At 60.2% G+C, this 709-nt stretch carries 1 protein-coding gene and 1 pseudogene; both read right to left on the bottom strand.

Features of this window, described 5'->3' with window-relative positions:
* Positions 1 to 548: TCP-1/cpn60 chaperonin family protein (locus tag AC0L3L_RS36425; RefSeq protein WP_473642207.1), on the bottom strand; the 548-nt coding region annotated here is incomplete at its 3' end.
* Positions 549 to 610: 62 nt separating this feature from the next.
* Positions 611 to 709: pseudogene (locus AC0L3L_RS36420) on the bottom strand (co-chaperone GroES); the annotation flags it as partial.

Here is a 709-nt window from a genome sequence, read left to right as displayed (position 1 = left end):
GCGGTCTTGGCTTCCTCGACCGTGATGACGCCCTCATTGCCGACCTTCTGCATCGCTTCGGCGATCATCGAGCCGACCGAAGCATCGCCATTGCCGGCGATGGTGCCGACCTGGGCAACCTCTTCCGAGGTCTTGATCTTCTTGGCGTTCTTGATCAGCGTCGCGACGACGTCGCTCACCGCGAGGTCGATGCCACGCTTCAGGTCCATCGGGTTCATGCCGGCGGCAACCGACTTGTGGCCTTCCTGGACGATCGACTGCGCCAGAACGGTCGCGGTCGTGGTGCCGTCGCCGGCGATGTCGTTGGTCTTCGAAGCAACTTCGCGGACCATCTGCGCGCCCATGTTCTCGAACTTGTCTTCAAGCTCGATTTCCTTGGCGACGGTGACGCCGTCCTTGGTGATGCGCGGTGCGCCGAACGACTTGTCGATGACCACGTTGCGGCCCTTGGGGCCGAGCGTGACCTTCACCGCGTCGGCGAGGATGTTGACGCCGCGCAGCATGCGCTCACGGGCATCGCGAGAAAATTTTACGTCTTTGGCAGCCATTTTTAGCTCCTGGCAGGGGCTTGAATTGAGCCCGAAGATTTAAGTGACGGTGAGGCCGATATTCAGCCGATGATGCCCATGATGTCGGATTCCTTCATGATCAGAAGGTCTTCGCCATTGAGCTTGACTTCGGTGCCCGACCACTTGCCGAACAGGATGCG

This window comes from Mesorhizobium sp. WSM4849 (genome assembly GCF_055811385.1).
Note: the sequence above shows the minus strand (reverse complement) of the source record. Positions and strands in the feature narration are given on the sequence as shown.